General features: G+C 73.7%; 15 protein-coding genes. 12 read left to right on the top strand and 3 right to left on the bottom strand.

The window, feature by feature from the left end:
• The first annotated feature begins 28 nt into the window (after window positions 1-28).
• Genes C1N71_RS15455 through xerD form a run of 7 tightly spaced genes read left to right on the top strand, consistent with a single transcriptional unit; the run spans window position 29 to window position 6,850 of the window.
• The gene (locus C1N71_RS15455) at window positions 29-157 is read left to right on the top strand and encodes a hypothetical protein (RefSeq protein WP_302630599.1); all 129 of its coding nucleotides are present in this window, start codon (window positions 29-31) and stop codon (window positions 155-157) included.
• Window positions 154-963 carry a TlyA family RNA methyltransferase gene (locus C1N71_RS09220; RefSeq protein ID WP_137756122.1) on the top strand — a complete coding sequence of 270 codons (810 nt, stop codon included), beginning with the start codon at window positions 154-156 and terminating at the stop codon, window positions 961-963. Before C1N71_RS15455 ends, C1N71_RS09220 begins: the two co-directional genes overlap by 4 nt.
• 29 nt (window positions 964-992) lie before the next feature.
• Window positions 993-1,904 carry an NAD kinase gene (locus tag C1N71_RS09215; protein WP_137756121.1) on the top strand — a complete coding sequence of 304 codons (912 nt, stop codon included), beginning with the start codon at window positions 993-995 and terminating at the stop codon, window positions 1,902-1,904.
• On the top strand, window positions 1,901-3,595 hold the full coding sequence (gene recN / locus C1N71_RS09210) for a DNA repair protein RecN (RefSeq protein ID WP_137756120.1): 1,695 nt from the start codon (window positions 1,901-1,903) through the stop codon (window positions 3,593-3,595). Before C1N71_RS09215 ends, recN begins: the two co-directional genes overlap by 4 nt.
• A 12-nt stretch (window positions 3,596-3,607) precedes the next feature.
• Window positions 3,608-5,326, top strand: a complete 1,719-nt coding sequence (locus tag C1N71_RS09205) for a CTP synthase (RefSeq protein ID WP_137756119.1) — start codon at window positions 3,608-3,610, stop codon at window positions 5,324-5,326.
• A complete protein-coding gene (locus tag C1N71_RS09200) occupies window positions 5,323-5,946 on the top strand; it encodes an NUDIX domain-containing protein (protein WP_137756118.1) in 624 nt (207 codons plus the stop codon). The genes C1N71_RS09205 and C1N71_RS09200 overlap by 4 nt, the downstream gene beginning before the upstream one ends.
• Window positions 5,947-5,956: 10 nt before the next feature.
• The gene (gene xerD / locus C1N71_RS09195; protein WP_137756117.1) at window positions 5,957-6,850 is read left to right on the top strand and encodes a site-specific tyrosine recombinase XerD; all 894 of its coding nucleotides are present in this window, start codon (window positions 5,957-5,959) and stop codon (window positions 6,848-6,850) included.
• 79 nt (window positions 6,851-6,929) lie between these two features.
• Here the strand turns inward: xerD and C1N71_RS09190 are convergent, their stop codons facing one another.
• Entirely contained in the window at window positions 6,930-7,538 is a 609-nt protein-coding gene (locus C1N71_RS09190; RefSeq protein WP_137756116.1) for a DedA family protein, read from the bottom strand.
• An 18-nt stretch (window positions 7,539-7,556) separates the two neighbouring features.
• A complete protein-coding gene (locus tag C1N71_RS09185) occupies window positions 7,557-7,877 on the bottom strand; it encodes a GNAT family N-acetyltransferase (protein WP_254677965.1) in 321 nt (106 codons plus the stop codon).
• Window positions 7,878-8,129: 252 nt separating this feature from the next.
• On the opposite strand from C1N71_RS09185, the gene C1N71_RS09180 reads away from it, so the two are divergent.
• Complete coding sequence (locus C1N71_RS09180; protein WP_137756114.1) at window positions 8,130-11,597, top strand: TM0106 family RecB-like putative nuclease; 3,468 nt, start codon at window positions 8,130-8,132, stop codon at window positions 11,595-11,597.
• Between the two features lie 265 nt (window positions 11,598-11,862).
• Here C1N71_RS09180 and C1N71_RS09175 read toward each other — a convergent pair whose 3' ends face one another.
• Entirely contained in the window at window positions 11,863-12,114 is a 252-nt protein-coding gene (locus C1N71_RS09175) for a DUF3253 domain-containing protein (RefSeq protein WP_137756113.1), read from the bottom strand.
• Window positions 12,115-12,248: 134 nt separating this feature from the next.
• On the opposite strand from C1N71_RS09175, the gene C1N71_RS09170 reads away from it, so the two are divergent.
• The 4 genes from C1N71_RS09170 to C1N71_RS09155 all read left to right on the top strand — a co-directional run bounded on the left by C1N71_RS09170 (window position 12,249) and on the right by C1N71_RS09155 (window position 15,423).
• Window positions 12,249-13,136: a ParA family protein gene (locus tag C1N71_RS09170; protein WP_137756112.1), complete on the top strand. Its 888-nt coding sequence runs from the start codon at window positions 12,249-12,251 to the stop codon at window positions 13,134-13,136.
• 76 nt (window positions 13,137-13,212) lie between these two features.
• Window positions 13,213-14,061, top strand: a complete 849-nt coding sequence (locus C1N71_RS09165; RefSeq protein WP_441297178.1) for a segregation and condensation protein A — start codon at window positions 13,213-13,215, stop codon at window positions 14,059-14,061.
• Window positions 14,051-14,683 carry an SMC-Scp complex subunit ScpB gene (gene scpB / locus C1N71_RS09160; RefSeq protein ID WP_137756111.1) on the top strand — a complete coding sequence of 211 codons (633 nt, stop codon included), beginning with the start codon at window positions 14,051-14,053 and terminating at the stop codon, window positions 14,681-14,683. The genes C1N71_RS09165 and scpB overlap by 11 nt, the downstream gene beginning before the upstream one ends.
• A complete protein-coding gene (locus C1N71_RS09155; RefSeq protein WP_137756110.1) occupies window positions 14,680-15,423 on the top strand; it encodes a pseudouridine synthase in 744 nt (247 codons plus the stop codon). The genes scpB and C1N71_RS09155 overlap by 4 nt, the downstream gene beginning before the upstream one ends.
• Window positions 15,424-15,540: the final 117 nt, after the last annotated feature.

Here is a 15,540-nt window from a genome sequence, read left to right as displayed (position 1 = left end):
GCACGATCCGCATCGGTAGCCTGGTGCCGTGACCGACGACACCAGCGCCGATCTCCTCGGCGAGCTCGAGCTCATCGAGGAGCAGCCGCTCGAGCGACGCGCCGAGGCGTTCGCCGCGCTGCACGACCGCCTCGAGGCGGCGCTCGCCGGCTCGTGACCGACGCGCCGACGAGGCTCGACCAGGTGCTCGCCGCCCGCGGGCTCGCGCGCAGCCGCACGCACGCCGCACGACTCGTCGCCGCGGGCGCCGTGCGCGTCGACGGCGCCGTCGCCACGAAGGCCTCGGCCGCCGTGCGACCGGATGCGGCGATCGTCGTCTCCGACGACGGATGGGTGTCGCGCGCCGCAGGCAAGCTGCTCGCCGCGCTCGACCTCTTCGACGTGGACCCCCGCGGCCGCGACGCGCTCGACGTCGGCGCCTCGACGGGCGGCTTCACGCAGGTGCTGCTCGCGCGCGGCGCTCGGCACGTCACGGCGCTCGACGTCGGACACGACCAGTTCCGGGTGCCGCTCGACGCGCGCATCACCCTCCTCGAGGGCCGCAACGTGCGCGACCTCGAGCCACCGATGCATCCGCAGCCCTCGCTCGTCGTCGCCGACGTGTCCTTCATCTCGCTCACGCTCGTGCTGCCGCCCGTGCGCGCGGTCGCGACCGACGACGCCGACTGGCTCGTGCTCGTGAAGCCGCAGTTCGAGGTCGGCCGCGGGCGGGTGCGCGGCGGCATCGTCGAGGAGCCGGCGGCGCGCGCCGACGCCATCCGCCAGGTGCTCGCCGCAACATGGGACCTCGGGCTCGGCACCGCGGGCCTCGCGACGAGCCCCGTCGTCGGCCGCCACGGCAACCGCGAGTACCTCGCGCACCTGCGGGCGGGCGCCGCGCATCCCGAACAGCTCGGCGACCTGCCCGACGTCCTCGCCCGCAGCGCAACCGCCGACGACGCCCAGGAGCATCCGACAGAATGAGCATGCAGGTGAGCGCGGACGGAGGGCCCATGAGCGAGCGCCGCTTCCTCGTGGTGTTCCACCCGGGTCGCGACGAGACGCTGCGCACAGCCTCGAGCGTGTGCCGCCGCCTCGTCGAGGCGGGCGTCACGCCCGTGCTCGTGGCCGAGGAGCGCGAGGCGCTCGTCGCCCACGCGGCGGAGGCGGAGGTCGTCGCGACGTACGATCCCGACGCGCCGGAGGGCATCGAGCTCGTCATGACGCTCGGTGGCGACGGCACGATCCTGCGCGCCGCGGAGCTGCAGCGCGCCACGGGTGCTCCGCTGCTCGGCATCAACATGGGCCACGTCGGATTCCTCGCCGAGGCCGAGGTCGCCGACCTGCAGGCCGTCGTCGACCGCGCCGTCGCGCGCGACTACGAGGTCGAGTCGCGTCTCACGCTCGACGTGCGCGTCGTGATCGACGACGTCGAGGTCGCGCGGACGTGGGCCGTCAACGAGGCGGCCATCGAGAAGCACGGGGCCGGCCGCATGATCGAGGCGCTCCTCGAGGTCGACGATCGACCCATCTCCTCCTTCGGTACGGATGCCGTGCTGCTCGCCACGCCCACGGGCTCCACCGCGTACTCGTTCTCGGCCGGCGGCCCGATCGTGTGGCCCACGGCGCAGGTGATGCTCATGGTGCCGCTCGGCGCGCACGCGCTCTTCACGCGTCCGCTCGTCGTGGGGCCGGACGCGACGATGTCGGTGACGATCTCGCATCACTCGACGAGCGAGGCCGTGTTGTGGTGCGACTCGCGCCGCTCGGTCGACCTGCCGCAGGGCGCGCGCGTCGAGGCGCGGCGCTCCGAGACGCCGCTGCGCCTCGCGCGCCTCAGCACCGCGCCGTTCTCCGACCGCCTCGTGGCGAAGCTCGACCTGCCGGTCCAGGGGTGGCGCGACGCGGCCAGGAGCGGCTCGTGACGCGGACGAGGCTCGAGGAGCTCGCGATCCGCAGCCTCGGCGTCATCGACGACGCCGTGCTCGAGCTCGGACCCGGCTTCACCGCCATCACGGGCGAGACGGGCGCAGGCAAGACCATGGTGGTGCAGGCGCTCGCGCTGCTGCGCGGCGCACGCGCCGACGCAGGGCTCATCCGCGCCGGCGACGAGCGCGCCGCCGTGCAGGGCGTGTGGCTGCTCGACGACCGCACCGACCGCGAGCTCGTGGAGGACGCCGGCGGCGTCGTCGAGGACGGCGAGCTGCTCGTCGCGCGCTCGGTGTCGCGCGAGGGGCGCAGCCGCGCGCAGATCGGCGGCGCGACCGTGCCCGCGGCATCCCTGCAGGCGCTCTCGGACTCGCTCGTCGCCGTGCACGGCCAGTCGGACCAGCAGCGGCTGCGCGGCACGCAGGCGCAGCTCGCCGCGCTCGACCGCGCCGCCGGCGACGCCCTCGCGCCGCTGCTCGCCGAGTACCGCGAGCATCTCCACGCGTGGCGCGACGCCGAGCGCGCGCTCGCGACCATCACGACGGAGCGCGACGCCCGACGCCGCGAGGCCGAGGAGCTGCGCACCGAGCTCGAGGCGTTGGAGGCCGTCGACCCGCAGCCGGGGGAGGATGCCGAGCTCGACGCGCTCGCCCACCGCCTCGAGCACGTCGAGTCGCTGCGCGCCCTCGTCGCCGAGGCGCACACGGCGCTCTCCGGCGACGACGGCGTCGATGCGACGACGCTCGTCGGCACCGCCCGCAGGCTCGTGGAGCGCGGCGAGCGCGACGACGCCGCGCTCGCCGCCGCCCTCGCGCTGCTCGCCGACGCCGAGGCCGCGGTGCAGGAGGCCGCGACCGAGCTCTCGCGCTACGCCGACACGCTCGAGGCGCCGGAGCGCCCGATCGACGAGATCCAGGAGCGTCGTGCGGCCATCGCCCCCGTGGTGCGCCGCTACGGCTCGATCGAGGCGGCGATCGAGCAGAGCAGGCTCGGCGCGCTGCGCCTCGTCGAGCTCGACGCCGACGACGAGCGCACCGTCGAGCTCGAGCGCCGCATCGTCGACGAGCGCGAGGCGACCGACGCGCTCGCGACGCGCATCACCGAGGTGCGCCGCGCGGCGGCCGCCGAGCTCGAGGGTCGCGTGCAGGACGAGCTGCGCGCGCTCGCGATGCCCGACGCGCGGCTGCGCATCGCGGTGACGCCCGGCGACGAGCACCACGAGCACGGTCGCGACGACGTCGCCATCCTGCTCGCACCGCATCCCGGCGCCGAGCCCCGACCCGTCGCCAAGGCCGCGTCGGGCGGCGAGCTCTCGCGCGTCATGCTCGCGCTCGAGGTCGCGCTCGCAGCCGACGACGTGCCGACCTTCGTGTTCGACGAGGTCGACGCGGGCGTCGGCGGCGCCTCGGCGATCGAGATCGGTCGACGGCTCGCCGCGCTCGCGCGCCACGCGCAGGTCATCGTCGTCACGCACCTCGCGCAGGTCGCGGCCTTCGCCGACCGCCACATCACGGTCGTGAAGGCGACCGACGGCTCCGTGACGGCGTCGAGCGTGCAGACGGTGCAGGACGACGCGCGCGTCGAGGAGCTCGCACGCATGCTGGCGGGCACGGCATCCGAGACCGCCCTCGCGCACGCCGCCGAGCTGCTCGCCGACGCGCACGCCACGCCGCAGCGCGGCCGCTGAGGGCTGCCGCGGATGCGTCGGATAGGGTGGGAGTCCGTGGCGAGCGATACCCGGGTGACCAAGCAGATCTTCGTGACGGGCGGCGTCGTCTCGTCCCTGGGCAAGGGCCTCACGGCCGCCTCGCTCGGCAACCTCCTCACGGCTCGTGGCCTCCACGTCGTGATGCAGAAGCTCGACCCGTACCTCAACGTGGATCCGGGCACGATGAACCCGTTCCAGCACGGCGAGGTCTTCGTGACCGACGATGGCGCCGAGACCGATCTCGACATCGGCCACTACGAGCGCTTCCTCGACATCGAGCTGTCGCAGGCCGCGAACGTCACGACGGGGCAGATCTACTCGCGCGTCATCGAGCGCGAGCGCCGCGGCGAGTACCTGGGCGACACCGTGCAGGTCATCCCGCACATCTCGGACGAGATCAAGCGCCGCATGCGGCTGCAGTCGCACGACGTGCCGCAGCCCGACGTCATCATCACCGAGATCGGCGGCACGGTCGGCGACATCGAGAGCCAGCCCTTCATCGAGGCCGCGCGCCAGGTGCGCCACGAGCTCGGCCGCAAGAACGTCTTCTTCGTGCACGTCTCGCTCGTGCCCTTCCTCGGCGCCTCGGGCGAGCAGAAAACGAAGCCCACGCAGCACTCGGTCGCGACGCTGCGATCGATCGGCATCCAGCCCGACGCGCTCGTGCTGCGCTCCGACCGGCCGGTCAGCGAGTCGAACCGCACGAAGATCGCGCTCATGTGCGACGTCGACGAGCGCGCCGTCGTCAACGCCGTCGACGTGCCCTCGATCTACGACATCCCGACGATGCTCACCGAGCAGGGCCTCGACGGCTACATCATCGAGCAGCTCGGCCTCGAGGCCGGCGACGTCGACTGGAGCCGCTGGCAGCCGGTGCTCGACGCCGTGCACCACCCGCGCCACCAGGTGACGATCGGCCTCGTCGGCAAGTACGTCGACCTGCCCGACGCCTACCTGTCGGTGACCGAGGCGCTGAAGGCCGGCGGCTTCGCGAACCAGACCGCCGTGACGATCCGCTGGGTGGCGTCCGACCTGTGCCAGACGCCCGAGGGCGCCGCGGCGCAGCTCTCGGACGTCGACGGCATCTGCGTGCCCGGCGGCTTCGGCGTGCGCGGCATCGAGGGCAAGCTCGGCGCGCTGCGCTTCGCCCGCGAGAACGACATCCCGACCCTCGGCCTGTGCCTCGGCCTGCAGTGCATGGTCATCGAGTACGCGCGCAACGTCGCCGGCATCGAGGGCGCGTCGTCGAGCGAGTTCGACGAGGACACGCCGCATCCCGTCATCGCGACGATGGCGGAGCAGGAGGCCCACGTGCACGGCGGGAACCTCGGCGGCACCATGCGGCTCGGCCTCTACGAGGCGACGCTCGCGCCCGGCTCGCTCGCCGAGCGCGTCTACGGCGCGCCCGTGAGCCACGAGCGACACCGTCACCGCTACGAGGTGAACAACGGCTACCGCGACCAGCTCGCCGAGGCGGGCCTGTCGTTCTCCGGCACCTCGCCGGACGGGCACCTCGTGGAGTACGTCGAGCTGCCCGGCCACCCCTACTACATCGCGACGCAGGCCCACCCCGAGCTGCGCAGCCGACCGAATCACGCGCATCCGCTCTTCCGCGGCCTCGTCGAGGCGGCGCTCGAGCGGCAGCGCGCGTCGAAGCTCTTCGACGTCGACGCCGAGACGTCCGAGCCGCAGCCCGAGCCCGCGGCATGATCGAGGACACGCTCGGCAGCCTGCCCGTGCGCGAGCGCGAGACCGTGTTCCACGGGCGCGTGTGGGACGTCGAGCGGCACACGGTCGACCTGCCCTCGGGCGCGACGATCGTGCGCGACCTGCTCGACCATCCCGGCGCGGTCGCCGTGCTCGCGGTGAACGAGCGCGACGAGGTGCTGCTCGTGCACCAGTACCGCCACCCCGTGGGTGCGACGATGTGGGAGCTGCCCGCCGGCCTCCTCGACGTCGAGGGCGAGGATCCGCTCGTCGGCGCCCAGCGCGAGCTCGCGGAGGAGACCGACACGGTCGCTGCGACGTGGGGCGTGCTGTGCGACATCGCCACCTCGGGCGGCGGGTCGAGCGAGATCCTGCGCATCTACCTCGCGACCGACCTGTCGGATGCGTCGGAGGCGTTCGCGCGCACCGACGAGGAGGCCGACATGGAGGTGCGGTGGGTGCCGCGCGCCGAGGTCGTCGAGTCGGTGCTCGCGGGACGGTTGCACAACGCGACGATGCTGACGGCGGTGCTCGCCTACGAGGCGATGGTCGCCCGCGGCGGCTCGCCGCAGCCCGCCGACGCGCCCTTCGACTGGCACCGCCCGCCGCGACCCGAGCGCTGAGGCGCGCGTCGTGCGGCCCGCGGACGCCGTCAGCCGCTACCTGCGGCAGCTGACGATCGAGCGCGGCCTGTCGCGCCACACGCTCGCCGCCTATCGTCGCGACCTCGACGGCTACCTCGAGGTGCTCGAGGCGCGAGGCCGCGGCGACGTCGTCGCGATCGAGCCCGGCGACGTGCAGGCGTTCCACGCATCCCTCGCCGATCGCGGCCTCGCCGCTTCGAGCGTCGCCAGGCAGCTCTCGGCGGTGCGCGGGCTGCATCGCTTCCTGCTCGACGAGCGCCTCGTCGAGCGCGACGTCGCCCACGACCATCGGCCGCCGAGGCAGGCGATGCCGCTGCCCAAGGCCGTGACCATCGCGCAGATGCAGCGCATCCTCGAGCATGCGGGCGGCGACGATCCGGCCGGGCTGCGCGACCGCGCGCTGCTGGAGCTGCTCTACGCGACCGGCGCCCGCATCTCCGAGGTGTGCGACCTCGACGTCGACGACGCGCACGAGGAGCTGCTCAGGCTCACGGGCAAGGGCGGCAAGCAGCGGCTCGTGCCCGTCGGGTCGTACGCGCGCGACGCGCTCGACGCCTACCTCGTGCGGGCGCGGCCGACGCTCGCCGCTCGTGGCCGCGGCGGTCCGGCGCTGCTGCTCGGCGCTCGCGGCGGGCGGCTGTCGCGGCAGACGGCCTGGTCGATCATCCAGCGCGTCGCCGCCGAGGCCGGCGTCGAGCACGTCTCGCCCCACACCTTCCGCCACTCGTTCGCGACCCACCTGCTCGAGGGCGGCGCCGACGTCCGGGTCGTGCAGGAGCTGCTAGGGCACGCGAGCGTCGCGACGACGCAGATCTACACGCGGGTCACGGCCGACACGCTGCGCGACATGTACACGACGGCCCACCCGCGCGCGCGACGGTAGGGACGACGGACATCCCCGTGGCGGCCTCGCCTGCTCGTCTTCGATCGGGATCGTCGCGGCGAGGACGCGCGAGCCGGCGTCACGCGACGCGCGTCATCCCGCGGCGACGCAGCACCGCGTCGATCGCGAGACCGATGCCGAGGCCGGCCGCAGCGCCGACCGCGGCGGCCAGCGCGGGGGAGTCCCCGAGCGCCCACGCCGCGCCGACCCCGACGAGCACCGTGAGCATCGCCCACAGGGTCGCGGCGACCGCCACGAGCGGGACGAAGCGTCGCGCATCCATGCGCACCGCTCCTGCCGTCGCGTTCACCGCTACCCGCAAGCCGGGCACGAACCGCGCGGCGACGACGATGGATGCGCCGCGGATGCGCAGCAGCGCCGATGCCTGCCGCGCGAGCGCGCGCACGCGCCGACGCCGCAGCCAGCGCCGCGACGAGATCGTGCGCCCGAGCACGTACGCGAGGGTGTCGCCGACGGTCGCCGCGAGCGCGATCGTCGCGCCGACGGCGACCGGATGCGGCGCGTCGCCGACGGCGCCGAGGGTCACGACGGCGATGACGACCGCCTCGGTCGGCAGCGGCGGCACGATGGAGTCGACGACGCAGAGGGCGGCGACGACGACGAGCACCCACGGCGACGCAGCCATCGCGACGGCCGCGTCGAGCACCGAGCCTGCGAGCGAGTCCATGCGCCTCCTGGCGCGAGGCTAGGCCCCCGAGGTGACGCGGAGATGGCGGGCGCGTGACGGGCCGGCCCAGCGCTCGGCGACCTCGCCCTCCGCCCACAGCAGGCGCGCGCTCGGGCGGAAGCCGTCGCGCTCGTCCATCGCCGGCGACTCGGCGCTCGTGTGCACCGTGACGTGCTCCGCACCGCGCTCCGTCGCCGTGGCCAGCACCGCTCGGACCAGGCGTCCGCCGATGCCGCGACCCCGCATCTGCGGCACGACGGAGCAGGATTGCAGGTCGCCGCTCACGCGGTCGCGACTGTGCACCGTCGCGACGCGCGACGTGAGCGCGAGCCACGCCACGCCCACCACCTCCGCGCCGACGACGGCGACGTGCGCGATGTGCGTGTCCTCGTGCGCGCGCCCAGGCGGCCGCCTCGGCGACGAACGTCGCCTCGTCGATCGCGACGAACGTCGCCGCGCTCCGCCGTCCACCGCCATCGCAGGGCGACGGTCGCCTCGAGCTCGGCGTCGCGGGCGATGCGGATGTCGACCATCCAGGCAGCCTCGGCGCTTGCGACTCGCGCGTCGGTGGTCGCCGATAGCGTGACGAGCATGTTCGTGCGCGACGGTCTGCTGCTGCACAGCGCGAGCGACCTGAAGGCCGCGAGCGAGTGCGAGTTCGCGATGCTGCGCGCCCTCGACGCGAAGCTCGGGCGCATCGCGAAGGTCGACGACGACGACGATCCGATGCTCGCGCGTGCCGGCAGGCTGGGCGACGCGCACGAGGAACGCATCCTGCAGGGCTACCGCGACCGCGCCGCTCGCGATGCGAGCTTCCGCGTCGTCGAGATCGCGAGGCCCGACCCCATGACGCTGGACGGGCTGCGGGCCGCGCGCGCCGCCTCGCTCGCGGCGCTGCACGACGGCGCCGACGTCGTCTTCCAGGCGACGTTCCTCGACGAGGCCACCGGGTTCATGGGCTTCGCCGACTTCCTCGTGCGCGAGCCGGCAACCGACGGCGCGTGGGCGTACGCCGTCTACGACGCGAAGCTCGCACGAAGCGCCAAGACGACGGCGCTCCTGCAGCTCGCCGCGTATGCGCTCGAGCTCCAGCGCGAGTGCGTGGCGGTGCACGACGAGGTGCACCTCATGCTCGGCACGGGCGAGACGACCACGCATCGGCTCGCCGACGTGCTCCCCGTCTTCGCTGCACGCATCGCGCGCCTTCGCGAGCAGCTCGGGCAGCGCCTCGACGCCGCCGAGCCGATCGCATGGGACACGCCTGGCGTGCGGCAGTGCGGACGGTGCGCGACGTGCACCCTCGAGGTCGAGCGCACGCGCGACGTGCTGCTCGTCGCCGGACTCCGTTCGACGCAGCGCGAGCGACTGCGCACGGCGGGCATCACGACGATCGACGCGCTCGCCTCATCCGAGGGTCGCGTCGCAGGCATCGGCGACGCGCCGCTCGCGTCGCTGCGGCTGCAGGCTCGCATGCAGCTCGCCGCCCCCGTCACGGGAGTCGCCTACTCGGTCTTCGACCCCATCCCGCTCGGCAGGCTGCCCGAGCCGAGCCCGGGCGACGTCTTCTTCGACTTCGAGGGCGATCCGCTCTGGTGGGACGGCGGATCGCAGTGGGGCATCGACTATCTCTTCGGCGCGACGACCTACGACACGGTCGAGGAGGCGTTCACCGCCTTCTGGGCGCACGACCTCGCGCAGGAGCGCGCCGCGCTCGAGGGCTTCCTCGACTGGCTCGCCGAGCGCCGCCGCCGCTGGCCGGACCTGCACGTCTACCACTACGCGCCCTACGAGCGGACGCACCTCCACGCGATCGCCGCACGGCACGGCGTGCGCGAGGAGGAGGTCGACGACATCCTCCGCGCCGACCTGCTCGTCGACCTGTACCCGATCGTGCGCAGCGCCGTGCGCATCTCGGAGTCGTCGTACTCCCTCAAGCGGCTCGAGCCGCTCTTCATGGGCGACCGGCTGCGCGACAGCGCCGTGAAGGACGGCGGGGCGTCGATCGTCGCCTACGAGGAGGTCGGGCGGCTGCGCGGCGACGGCGACGACGGCGCCGCCGATGCGCTCCTCGCCGAGATCGGCGACTACAACCGGTACGACTGCGCCGCGACGAAGGGCCTGCGCGACTGGCTCGCGGCTCGCGCCGACGAGCTGGGCGTGCCGCGTTGGCGCCGGGTCGAGGTGGAGGGCACGGCATCGGCACGGCTCGACGCACGCGAGGATGCCGTCGACGCCCGCCTCCGCGCACGGATCGAGGGCGTGCCGGCCGACGAGCGCGACGACGAGGCGCGCGCGACCGCCCTCGCCGCCGCCGCGGTCGAGTACCACCGCCGCGAGGACGTCGCCTATTGGGTCATGCACTTCGAGCGCTTGCGATCGCACGTCGACGAATGGCGGGATCAGCGCGACGTGCTCGCTCCCACCGACGTCGCCGTCGAGGTCGTGGAGGGGTGGCGCATGCCGACGCGCGGACAGCTGCGGCGTCGGCTCCGTCTCGTCGGTCCGATGCTCGCAGGCAGTCGCATCGGTCCGGGCGACGCGCCGTTCGCGGTGTATCCGGCGCCCGCGCCGTTCGGCGAGGACGACGCCCCCGCCGCGTACCGTGCACACTCCTGGGTCTCGGTCGTGTCGGCCGAGGAGGATGCCGGCACGTGGACGGTCGAGCTCGAGGAGCGGGATCCATCGGGCGCGGGGTGGTCGCAGGTGCCGATCGCGCTCACGCCGCCCCGGCCCATCCCCACGACGAAGCAGCGCGCCGCGATCCTCGAGTGGGGCGAGCGCGTCGCCGGCTCGCCGGATCCTGTCGTCGATCCCATGCTCGACGTGCTGCGGCGCGTGCCGCCGCGCATCGCGGGCGGCATGCCTGCCGACGGCGCGCCCGCCGAGCGCATCGTCGCCGCACTCGCGGCGATGGATCGGTCGTACCTCGCCGTGCAGGGTCCGCCGGGATCCGGCAAGACCCACGTGGGGGCGACGGTGCTGCGCGCGCTCGTCGAGCACGGCTGGCGCATCGGCGTCGTCGCGCAGTCGCACGACGTCGTCGAGCATCTGCTGCGCCGCGCGATCGAGCTCGGCGTGCCGGAGGACCGGGTCGGCAAGCGGCCGCGATCGGGCTCGACGAGCGTGCCGGGCGTCGCGCTGCAGGCCCGCGACATCCCCGGGTTCCTCGCGGGGGAGGGCGGTCGCATCCTCGGCGGCACGTCGTGGACGTTCGCGAATGCCGAGCAGGTGCCGCGCCATGCGCTCGACCTGCTCGTCGTCGACGAGGCGGGTCAGTACTCGCTCGCCGACACGATCGCCTGCTCGGTCGCCGCGAACCGGCTGCTGCTGCTCGGCGACCCGCAGCAGCTGCCGCAGGTGAGCCAGGGGCACCATCCCGAGCCGATCGACGCCTCGGCGCTCGGCTGGCTCTCCGACGGCCACGACGTGCTGCCGCCGGGGCTCGGCGTGTTCCTGGCCGAGTCGTGGCGCATGCATCCCACGCTCTGCGACGCGGTCTCGGCGCTGTCGTACGAGGGCCGGCTGCGTGCCGCCGACGTCGCGGCCCGACGGGTGCTCGCCGGCCCTGCGCCCGGCGTCCACGTCGTGGACGTCGCGCACGAGGGCAACGCCGTCGAGTCGCGCGAGGAGGCGGCGGCGGTCGTCGCGATCGTGCGCGAGCAGCTCGGCAGGGCGTGGCTCGACCCCTCCGTCGCCGACGAGCCCCGCCCGCTCACGGCAGCCGACGTCATCGTCGTGGCGCCGTACAACGCGCAGGTCGACCTCCTCCGGCGCACGCTCGACGCGGCGGGCCTGACCGAGACGCGGGTCGGCACCGTCGACCGCTTCCAGGGTCAGGAGGCGGTGATCGCGATCGTCTCGCTCACGGCGTCGAGCGCGGACGACGCGCCGCGCGGCATCGACTTCGTGCTGCAGCGCAATCGCATCAACGTCGCGATCTCGCGAGCGCAGTGGGCTGCGTACGTCGTGCACTCGCCCCGCATCGCCGACGCGCTGCCGTACAGGGCCGACGGCCTTGCCCAGCTCTCGGGCTTCCTGCGTCTCACGGGCCGCTCCTGACGCCGCGAGCGAGATCTCACGCGGTCCACGTCTCGCAGGCGATCCCGGGTCAGGAGGGACGATCGCCCTCGTGCGGCGGAATCGCCTGCGAACCGTGGACGGACCGACTCGAGCCACGCCCTGGTGCTGCGCTTCGCAGGTGATCCTGGGGTGCGGAGGGAAGATGCCCCTCTGCCACCCCGGATCGCCTGCGAGACGAGAACGGCCCGACGCGAGCCACGCCTGAGTGCTGCGTCTCGCACGACGGAGGGCGCTGGGCGAGGCGTCAGCGCGGGCGGCGGATGCGTACGGGGCCGCGGGCCGTGCGGACGTCGACGACCGCGCCGCGCTGGGTGACCTCGACCTCGCCCGCGTCCGCGAGCCGTGCCGCGACCTGGCGCGTCGCATCCATGAGGGAGCGCCACGAGTCGGCGTCACCGACCGCGCGGGCCACGTCGCTCGGGCAGATGGTGCGATCGGGCGCACGCTCGTCGACGAGGCGCAGCATCGTGCGCTCGAGCTCGTCGTCGCGGTCCATGCCCTCACGATGGCCGATGCGCATCCGTCGCGCGAGGGGCTGGCGCCACGCTCGACAACCTTCCACCAGAGGTTGAGATACACGCGCACCCGGGCTGTCGGGTCGCCGCCCGCCCCGCGCCTAGACTCGAGCACATGAGCGGTGGGACGGAGCAGACGGCGGCGCTGCCTGGCCTCGACGCTCCCGCCATGGGCCCCACGGGTCGACCGCTGCGGGCGTTCCCCGTGCCGGAGCCGCTGACGGGGCACGGCCCCGCGCGCATCATCGCGATGTGCAACCAGAAGGGCGGCGTCGGCAAGACGACGACGACCATCAACCTCGGCGCATCGCTCGCCGAGTACGGCCGCAAGGTGCTCGCGGTCGACTTCGATCCGCAGGGTGCGCTCTCGGCCGGCCTCGGCATCGACAACCACGACGCGACGACGATCTACGACCTGCTGCTGTCCTCGAAGCGCGACACGCACGAGGCCATCCAGCGCTCGAGCGTCGACGGCCTCGATGTCATCCCGGCGAACATCGACCTGTCGGCCGCCGAGGTGCACCTCGTCAGCGAGGTCGCCCGCGAGCAGATCCTCGCCCGCGTGCTGCGGCAGGTGTCCGACGAGTACGACCTCATCCTCGTGGACTGCCAGCCCTCCCTCGGCCTCCTCACCGTCAACGCACTCACGGCGGCGCACGGCGTGCTCGTGCCGCTCGAGTGCGAGTACTTCGCGCTGCGCGGCGTCGCCCTGCTCAAGGAGACGATCGACAAGGTGCAGGACCGCCTCAACCCGGCGCTGCGCCTCGACGGCATCCTCGCCACGATGTACGACTCCCGCACGCTGCACTCGCGCGAGGTGCTCGAGCGCGTCGTGCAGGCGTTCGGCGACACCGTGCTCGAGTCGGTCATCCGCCGCACGGTGAAGTTCCCGGACGCATCGGTCGCGGGCCGGCCGATCACGCAGTACGCGCCCGAGCACTCCGCCTCCGAGGCGTACCGCCAGGTCGCGCGTGAGCTCGTCGCCCGCGGCGCCGTCGCCTGAGCCCGTGGTGACGCAGCCCGAGGCGGACCCGGAGGCGTCGACCGAGCGGGATGCCGCAGTCGCGCTCGACGCGGCGTTGACGGACGCGGTCGCGGACGCGAGCGCCGACGGCGACCACGACGGTCCGGACGCGCAGGACGACGCCGGCGGCTTCCGCATCCACCAGCCCCACTTCGACGGGCCGTTCGACCTGCTGCTCACGCTCATCGGCAATCGCCGGCTCGACGTCACCGAGATCGCGCTCGGCCAGGTCACGAGCGACTTCATCGCGTACCTCTCGACGCTCGACGGCGACGGCATGCTCGACGAGGCCAGCGAGTTCCTCGTCGTCGCCGCGACGCTGCTCGACCTCAAGGTCGCGAGCCTGCTGCCGGCCGGCGAGGTCGTCGACGCGGAGGACGTCGCGTTGCTCGAGGCGCGCGACCTGCTCTTCGCGCGCCTGCTGCAGTACCGCGCGTTCAAGAGCGCTGCGGCGTGGTTCGACGAGCGGCTCTCGGCCGAGTCGACGCGGCATGCGCGCACCGTGCGGCTCGAGGAGCGATTCCGCAACCGCGCGCCCGAGCTGCGGTGGACGCTCTCGCCCGACGACTTCGCCGCGCTCGCGCTGCTCGCGATGACGCCGCGCGAGGTGCCCACCGTCGGCCTCGCGCATCTGCACGCCCCGCTCGTGTCGATCCGCGAGCAGGCCGCGCACGTCGTGTCGGTGCTGCGCGGCAGCGGCACGCGGACGTTCCGCGAGCTCGTCGCCGGCGCCGAGAGCCGCGGCGTCGTCGTCGCACGCTTCCTCGCCGTCCTCGAGCTCTACCGGCGCGGCGCGCTGGGCTTCGAGCAGGTCGAGCCGCTCGGCGAGCTCTCGATCTCGTGGACCGGCCACGACTTCCGCGACGACCAGCTCAGCACCCTGGGAGCCGACTATGACCACTGACGCAGCCACCGCATCCGACCAGGCGCAGCCCGACGCGTCGGCCGCGGCGCCGACCGAGCCCGAGGCGCCGGATCGCTCGCACCTGCCTCTCGTGCGCAGGCTCGAGGCCATCCTGCTCGTCGCCGACGAGCCGCAGGGCGTCGTGCACCTCGCGAGCGCGCTCGGCGCACCCGTCGCCGCCGTGCGCGAGGCCGTGGCGTCGCTGCGCGCCGACTACGACGGCGAGGGCGACGGGCCCGAGCGCGGCTTCGAGCTGCGCGAGGTGGGCGGCGGCTGGCGCCTCTACGTGCGCGAGGCGTACGACCCGGACGTCGAGGGATTCGTGCTCACGCAGACGCCGACGCGGCTGTCGCAGGCGGCGCTCGAGACGCTCGCGGTCATCGCGTACAAGCAGCCGATCACGCGCGGCGCGATCGCCGCCATCCGCGCCGTGAACGTCGACTCCGTCGTGCGCACGCTGCTGAGCCGCGGGCTCGTGACGGAGGCGTTCACCGACCCCGAGACGGGTGCGATCCACTACGAGACGACCGACCTACTGCTGCAGCAGATGGGTCTCGGCTCCATCGAGGAGCTGCCGCCCATCTCGCCGCTGCTGCCCGACTCCGACGAGGACGACGCATGACGGGCGACGTGCAGTCGACCGAGGGCGAGCGCCTGCAGAAGGTGCTCGCGGCCGCGGGCGTCGCCTCGCGACGCGTCGTGGAGGACATGATCGTCGAGGGCCGCATCGAGGTGGACGGCGAGGTCGTCACCGAGCTCGGCAGACGCATCACGCCCGACGCGCGCGTCACCGTCGACGGCACGCCCGTGCAGCTCGACGTGTCGAAGCGCTACGTCATGCTCAACAAGCCCACGGGGGTCGTCTCGTCGATGGCCGACGATCGCGGCCGGCCCGACCTGCGCACCTACGTCGCGGGGTTCGACGAGCGCCTCTACAACGTCGGCAGGCTCGACTTCGACACGTCGGGCCTCCTGCTGCTCACGAACGACGGCGAGCTGGCGAACGTGCTCGCGCATCCCTCGTTCGGCGTCGAGAAGACGTACGTCGCGAAGGTGCGCGGTCGGGTCGACTCGCGCATCGTGCGGACGCTGCGCAACGGCTTCGAGCTCGAGGACGGCTTCATCCGCGCCGACCGCGCCCGCATCGTCGGCACGCCCGGCCGGCAGGCGTCGATGCTCGAGATCACGCTCCACTCCGGCCGCAATCGCATCGTGCGCAGGATGCTCGACCACGTCGGGCACCCGGTCGTCGACCTCGTGCGCCGCCGCTTCGGCCCGCTGACGCTCGGCACCCTGGCCTCGGGCGCGACGCGCGAGCTCACGAAGGAGGAGCGGGGCGCGATCCTGAAGCTCGCGCGCTGACCGGCGGCGAGGTCGCGATGCCCGCCGTGCTCGCGGTGGCTGGGGTCTCGTAACTGCTCCTCGCTTCGCTCGGGGCCTCCTCGTCCAGCCGTCAGGGGAGCGTTCGAGGCCGGTCGT

This window comes from Agrococcus sp. SGAir0287 (genome assembly GCF_005484985.1).
Lineage (GTDB): Bacteria > Actinomycetota > Actinomycetes > Actinomycetales > Microbacteriaceae > Agrococcus.
The sequence above is the reverse complement of the archived record's forward strand: the minus strand, read 5'-3'. Positions and strand labels throughout refer to the sequence as shown.

Bases quoted from the DNA above. Each gene is read 5' to 3' on its own strand.
- C1N71_RS09205 (WP_137756119.1), top strand. From the start codon at position 3,608: ATGCGTCGGATAGGGTGGGAGTCCGTGGCGAGCGATACCCGGGTGACC.
- C1N71_RS09200 (WP_137756118.1), top strand. From the start codon at position 5,323: ATGATCGAGGACACGCTCGGCAGCCTGCCCGTGCGCGAGCGCGAGACC.
- scpB (WP_137756111.1), top strand. From the start codon at position 14,051: ATGACCACTGACGCAGCCACCGCATCCGACCAGGCGCAGCCCGACGCG.
- C1N71_RS09170 (WP_137756112.1), top strand. From the start codon at position 12,249: ATGAGCGGTGGGACGGAGCAGACGGCGGCGCTGCCTGGCCTCGACGCT.
- C1N71_RS09175 (WP_137756113.1), bottom strand. From the start codon at position 12,114: ATGGACCGCGACGACGAGCTCGAGCGCACGATGCTGCGCCTCGTCGAC.
- C1N71_RS09180 (WP_137756114.1), top strand. From the start codon at position 8,130: ATGTTCGTGCGCGACGGTCTGCTGCTGCACAGCGCGAGCGACCTGAAG.
- C1N71_RS09215 (WP_137756121.1), top strand. From the start codon at position 993: ATGAGCGAGCGCCGCTTCCTCGTGGTGTTCCACCCGGGTCGCGACGAG.
- C1N71_RS09190 (WP_137756116.1), bottom strand. From the start codon at position 7,538: ATGGACTCGCTCGCAGGCTCGGTGCTCGACGCGGCCGTCGCGATGGCT.
- C1N71_RS09155 (WP_137756110.1), top strand. From the start codon at position 14,680: ATGACGGGCGACGTGCAGTCGACCGAGGGCGAGCGCCTGCAGAAGGTG.